This window comes from Microcoleus sp. MON2_D5 (assembly GCF_036701905.1).
Classification (GTDB): Bacteria; Cyanobacteriota; Cyanobacteriia; order Cyanobacteriales; family Microcoleaceae; genus Microcoleus.
The window spans coordinates 1-5,213 of sequence record NZ_JAUBRM010000181.1 but is presented as its reverse complement, the minus strand read 5'-3'; the positions used below and the strand labels follow the sequence as shown (position 1 = coordinate 5,213).

Below are 5,213 nucleotides of genomic sequence, written 5' to 3'. Positions count from 1 at the left end.
ACGTCTTAAGTTTAACTCCAATTAGGTAACTTAATGTTTTGTTACATAGATAGGTTTTTTACCGCCTACCTACTTAGCAAGAATAAATATTTACCGTCAGCAGTTTTTGGATACTCAAAGCCTTTAGGTAAATAGGGCAATCCCCCAAATTTACTCTGCCACCAATTAACGTCATCATTATTCTGGGTTTGAATTTCGATGTAAGGTTTAATGGTAGCTTCGATTCTGTCGCGATACTTTTCTAATTCGGGAGAGAGTGGAAATTCTAGTTTATAATTCATCTGCTTTTAACAATTTGTTATGAAGGCAATCCGTAGGGTGCGTCGAAGCGCACCTTACCTGTCAAGTCTATCCTTAACTTAGCTGCACCACGGGTTTATCCTGTAACAATGTTTGATTTGTCAGCAAATCTTCCACGGTAATTCGCAAAAAGCGCTGTTCGTCAACGCGGAACAAAACTTTTATGCGATCGCTCCCCGGATACCCAGGCGGCGTCAAGCGAAAGCGAGCGTCTCCCTCGCTTTCGCTACTTATAGCGACGGAGACGCTTGCACTGCAACTCGAACAATTATGTATGATTCGATGCCAGCGGCAACGATATGACCTCTTCCTTTGATTAATGACTTACGGGACATCCTCCGGTCGTTAACCCTGTTAAGAAATTATTGGTGTCAAAGAAATGTTCTACAGACTCAATCTTTAAATCCTCTGTGACTTTAGCAATGCTAAGACCAATAATTTCAATAGTTTCTCCTGTCCCTTGATGATCTTTGTAAGATCCCCTAAAAGTACCCCAGTGTCTCCACTTAAACACAACGTTAGGAGGCCCTGCAACGACTTCGACTAATTCCCAGAGAAAGCCATCGGGAAAAGCTGTGTGAAAGAGGTTGTAGGAGGATTGAAAGGTTTCATCAGAGGCGCGGTAGTGCTCTGAGTTTTCTAGAAAGAGATTATAGGTTCCCTGATCTACAACTTCTTGGGCTGTGTATTCTTTTCCTCCATTAGTGCTCATACGGAATTTATCCGTAACTACAGAGATCCATTGTTGGGGATTGGTTTTGAAGGATGCTTCCATTTCAAATGTTCTCACCAAATTATAGGCGATCGCATTCAAAGACCCTTCGGCATGATTGTGTTTCTTTTCCTTTTCCAAGAAAGCATTAGTGCGAGAATAGTTGGGACGATTCCCGTCCCGCCATTCTACTCCCTCATCCTGTTTCAGAACTTCTTCTCTATCTTGCACCCAGAGGGGTAAGCCGGGAGTTGTACTCATACCTGTTAATCTCCTAGGATTTGGGTTAATAAAAATCTTGATACTACAATGAAAGACTGGCGGTTTTGAGGCGGGTGGATTTCAAATAACATACACGAAAATTGTCGCCATGTCAAGCCTCCGCAGACTTAAACTTAACTATCTGCATAGGTTGTCGTCTCCAATAGACATCTCCAAAAACTAACTGGTTCCTAGGAAGAGCCTGGGAAGCGATGTCCAGAGGAAGAGCCTCGCTTTCTGAGCCGGAAAATTCGAGGCTCTTCCTCCGGATCTGCATTCCTAGGAAGAGCCTGGGAACCAGTAAACCAGTAATTTCTTAGTCCCCCTCTGCTAGGACTAAAGTTTGACTCTATGCAGGGATTTCAAGAGCCGAATTATCTACCAAATTATCTAAAGTCTATCCTTAACTTAACTGCACCACGGGTTTATCCTCTAACAATGTTTGATTTGTCAGTAAATCTTCCACGGTAATTCGCAAAAAGCGCTGTTCATCAACGCGGAAGAAGATTTTGATGCGATCGCTTCCCGGATACCCAGGCGGCGTCAATTGAGCGATGCTGCGTGCTCCTTCTCTATCATTTAAAGGCTGTACCGATGTTTGACCCGCGAGTTGGCGAGTAATTAGCCTGTCGCCGTCAAAATATATCTCCGTGCCCCCAGTTTCCGCTCCCAATTCGCCGATAATTAATTCTATACTCGGCTGATTTTCTAAAGAAGCTCCCAAGACTAATTCTACCGGTTCGCTCATCGGATAGGACTGGCCGGATTTAATTAAACTGTGCCAACTGTGGCAATTTTCGCGGCGGTTCCAGTAGCGAATTCCGTAACTGTGATAGAGAAAATCTTTGACTTCTATGCCTTGACTCAGTTGCAGAGCACCTTGGGCGATCGCCTCAAAGGGTTTGTCGCAGCGAATTTTTGCCTGATCGAAATATTGCTGCACCCAACGCCCGACAGCGGGAATTTGTACAGTACCGCCAACTAGCAAAACTGCATCGATATCCCCAATTTCTAAGCCTTGGCGCCGCGCTTGCTGCAATACTTGATTCATGCACTCGTCGAGTTTTTCAAAAAACTTATGTTCAGCGAGGATAGATTCAAAACGAGTTCGGTCTAATTCTAATTCGTAACTCTCAAAATTTTCGTCATCAAAATAAACCTCAACTGCCTGATTCACTAAAGACAACTGAATCTTTAACCGTTCTGCCAATCTCGTTGTAATCGGAGATTTTGCCAGCCCTTTTGTTTGAACAAAATAGTCAACCAGCCAATTATCAATATCAGAACCGCCTAAATTTTGTCCGGCTTTAGCCAAAACCCGGGCAACTTTTGTTTTTTGCGCTGAAGATTCAGCTAATAGCTTTTCGCCCCACTTCAGAATAAAACCGAGGGGCTTTTTGTCGGAGGAAGCGTCCAAACGCACCAAAGAAAGGTCTAGAGTTCCGCCGCCGAAATCAATGACTAACAGATTTTCGCGATCGGCCAAACCGTAACCCAAAGCAGCCGCCGTAGGTTCGTCCAACATCCGCACCTGTTCTACTTGCAGATATTGTGACACTTTGCCCAACCAATGGCGGTAAGCTTCAAAACTATCTACCGGTACAGTAAAAATCAAAGAATCGATCGGCAAAGGCAGTTCGCGAATTGAGTTCACAATTTGGCTCAAATACCACTCACCTACTTGTTCAAAAGTAATAAGTTGCCCGTCAAGTTCCGGCACAAAACCCTGAACAGAAGTGCCAATTCCCCGCTTAAAATTGCGGAAAAACCGAGAATCTCCACTCAAATCAAGGCCTCTGTCGCGGACTTGCTGACCGAGTATTACTTTATTTGCCGCAGCGTCCTCAACGTAGAGTAAACTGGGAATTAGGGGCGGGTTTTGAGCCGAGATTGCCGACAATCCCGGTAATTTCAAAGTTTCGGGCTGCTGGAGGACTTGATTCCAGCGAGCGACGACGGTGTTGCTAGTTCCAAAATCAATTGCGATCGCCATTCAGCCAAAATACACAGCTACGAGGGATTAAATCATATTATGGTATTTGGAGGCCCAAATGCAAATAGATGATCAAATTCTGCTTGGATAAATACTTTATTGCAACCAAAACTGCTTTAGTAGCGGAGTCTTCCATTTTGTGCAACTGCATATTTTTCGTTGCAACAAATAAGCGCCACTTTTATAATAGTCACAACACTCATACCATTTTAGATTTTAGCTTAAAAGCTTTGGAATAAGTGACTGCATAAGGGTTTGGAGTACGGGTCTACAGTTGCATTTTTTTTTAAAGTGATCTCACCTGTCCGCCGCCGCCAAGCTTTTACCTTTGATATCAATCCTATTTTCAAAGGAAGCGTGAAAAATGCTGGACATGAGCGATCGCAAATCAGCACTATTGGCTCTAACACTGCTTGTCCCTGCGGCTAGTATTGGTATCATAGCAGCCTTGTATATTGCCCCGGGACGCTGGGGACAAACACTCTCAGTCTTTGGTCAACTTTGGTTGCTGGTTTTTCCGATCGCGTGGTCTGTTTTTGTCGATCGCAAAAAGCTCAGTTTATCCCTGCCCAAGCGCCAAGAATTGCTGGCTGGAGCTACTTGGGGAATATTCATGTTTGCGGTAATTCTGGGTATCTATAGCCTTTTTGGCCAGCACTGGCTCGATCCTGTAGTTGCTAAAGAAAAATCGTACCAATTAGGTATTAGCAGCGCTAATATTTACTTGATTGTTGAAGCATATTTTGTGCTAGTTAACTCATTGATCGAAGAATTTACTTGGCGGTGGTTTGTCTGCAACAAGTGCCAGATTCTCATACCGGGAACAAAAGCAATATTCCTGAGTTCGCTATTTTTCACGCTCCACCACATTTTTGTAATAGCCGCTTACAGCGACTGGCAGGCTGTGATATTAGGCTCCTTAGCTGTCTTCGCCGCCGGGATAATTTGGTCGCACTCTTCTCTGACTTACGGTTCGCTTTGGTCGAGTTATATCAGCCACGCGATCGCAGATTTAGCCCTAGCAACTATTGGTTGGCAAATCCTCTTTAACTAGCTGCTGTTTCAGCGACTATCGCCGGCAATTCTACAGTAAAAATTGACCCTTTTCCCAACTCGCTCTCCTGACTAATATCTCCCCCCATCATCTGACAGAATTTCTGGGCGATTGCGAGTCCCAAACCCGTACCGCCGTACCTGCGAGTAGTAGACTCGTCCGCTTGCGTAAAAGCTTGAAATACTCCCTCAATTTGCTCTGCCTTCATCCCAATTCCAGTATCGCTGACTTTGAAACTAATCCATTCTTCACCAGCCGAAATATCAGATTCTGATTCTTTCTTCCTTTTTTCTCCTTCTCGCTTCCCTTCTAAACCTAAAACATCCGATTCTACGTGTTCCTCTCCCAGAGAACTAAATTTTTATTCTGACTTCCCCCTTTCCTCTTCCTTATTCCGTCTAAAGCGGCTTACTTCTAAAGTAATTTTCCCAGATTCGGTAAATTGGCTGGCATTGCTCAGCAGGTTTAAAACACACTGATAAATCTTAGTAACTTTAGTATAAACCGGGTAGATATCTGGCGGATACTTGAGTGTTAAAACATTGCCATTTTTGTCAATCAAAGGTTTAATCGTAGCCACCAGGTGGATTTCCGTCGAAGTTTCCCAGCTTTATAAGTAGAAGTTTATTATTCCCTCTTCAATTTTATAAATCTAAAAAATATTATTAATGACAGATAGCAAATGTTGGCTTGCATTATTAATTTTTTGTTAACTCAGAATTAATTATTCACAATTCAGGTCGAAGGCTTCCTCTTCTAACATTTCACAGGACCCGATAATCGCATTCAGAGGTGTGCGGAGTTCGTGGCTCATATTGCAATACGGTTCAGTTAAGGGCTAGGCAGTGCTTAAAACAATAAATACAGGAGGATTCATTATTATTCCAGTACCT

The 5,213-nt window shown here is 43.4% G+C and carries 7 protein-coding genes and 1 pseudogene; 1 reads left to right on the top strand and 7 read right to left on the bottom strand.

All coding sequences use genetic code 11. The features are described from left to right. Nucleotides 1-65: 65 nt before the first annotated feature. The 4 genes from QUA47_RS30205 to QUA47_RS30190 form a co-directional block, all read right to left on the bottom strand. Nucleotides 66-281: a DUF1963 domain-containing protein gene (locus tag QUA47_RS30205; protein ID WP_333433530.1), complete on the bottom strand. Its 216-nt coding sequence runs from the start codon at nt 279-281 to the stop codon at nt 66-68. Nucleotides 282-354: 73 nt separating this feature from the next. Next, nucleotides 355-498 (bottom strand): hypothetical protein, encoded by a 144-nt coding sequence (locus QUA47_RS30200; protein WP_333433529.1) that lies wholly within the window; start codon nt 496-498, stop codon nt 355-357. A gap of 118 nt (nt 499-616) precedes the next feature. Further along, nucleotides 617-1,273 carry an ester cyclase gene (locus tag QUA47_RS30195; protein WP_190663754.1) on the bottom strand — a complete coding sequence of 219 codons (657 nt, stop codon included), beginning with the start codon at nt 1,271-1,273 and terminating at the stop codon, nt 617-619. A gap of 403 nt (nt 1,274-1,676) precedes the next feature. Next, complete coding sequence (locus QUA47_RS30190; protein WP_333433528.1) at nt 1,677-3,266, bottom strand: Hsp70 family protein; 1,590 nt, start codon at nt 3,264-3,266, stop codon at nt 1,677-1,679. A 364-nt stretch (nt 3,267-3,630) separates the two neighbouring features. On the opposite strand from QUA47_RS30190, the gene QUA47_RS30185 reads away from it, so the two are divergent. Next, nucleotides 3,631-4,320, top strand: a complete 690-nt coding sequence (locus tag QUA47_RS30185) for a CPBP family intramembrane glutamic endopeptidase (RefSeq protein WP_333433527.1) — start codon at nt 3,631-3,633, stop codon at nt 4,318-4,320. Here QUA47_RS30185 and QUA47_RS30180 read toward each other — a convergent pair. The 3 genes and pseudogenes from QUA47_RS30180 to QUA47_RS31145 form a co-directional block, all read right to left on the bottom strand. Beyond that, nucleotides 4,313-4,579: pseudogene (locus tag QUA47_RS30180) on the bottom strand (ATP-binding protein); the annotation flags it as partial. The gene QUA47_RS30185 and the pseudogene QUA47_RS30180 overlap by 8 nt on opposite strands. Before the next feature lie 102 nt (nt 4,580-4,681). Further along, nucleotides 4,682-4,900: a hypothetical protein gene (locus tag QUA47_RS30175; RefSeq protein ID WP_333433526.1), complete on the bottom strand. Its 219-nt coding sequence runs from the start codon at nt 4,898-4,900 to the stop codon at nt 4,682-4,684. Between the two features lie 144 nt (nt 4,901-5,044). Next, nucleotides 5,045-5,134, bottom strand: a complete 90-nt coding sequence (locus QUA47_RS31145) for a histidine kinase dimerization/phospho-acceptor domain-containing protein (protein WP_445302561.1) — start codon at nt 5,132-5,134, stop codon at nt 5,045-5,047. Between the last annotated feature and the right edge of the window lie 79 nt (nt 5,135-5,213).

Coding starts and splice junctions, on each gene's coding strand:
- QUA47_RS30205 (WP_333433530.1), bottom strand. CDS start 281: ATGAATTATAAACTAGAATTTCCACTCTCTCCCGAATTAGAAAAGTAT.
- QUA47_RS30195 (WP_190663754.1), bottom strand. CDS start 1,273: ATGAGTACAACTCCCGGCTTACCCCTCTGGGTGCAAGATAGAGAAGAA.
- QUA47_RS30190 (WP_333433528.1), bottom strand. CDS start 3,266: ATGGCGATCGCAATTGATTTTGGAACTAGCAACACCGTCGTCGCTCGC.
- QUA47_RS30185 (WP_333433527.1), top strand. CDS start 3,631: ATGCTGGACATGAGCGATCGCAAATCAGCACTATTGGCTCTAACACTG.
- QUA47_RS31145 (WP_445302561.1), bottom strand. CDS start 5,134: ATGAGCCACGAACTCCGCACACCTCTGAATGCGATTATCGGGTCCTGT.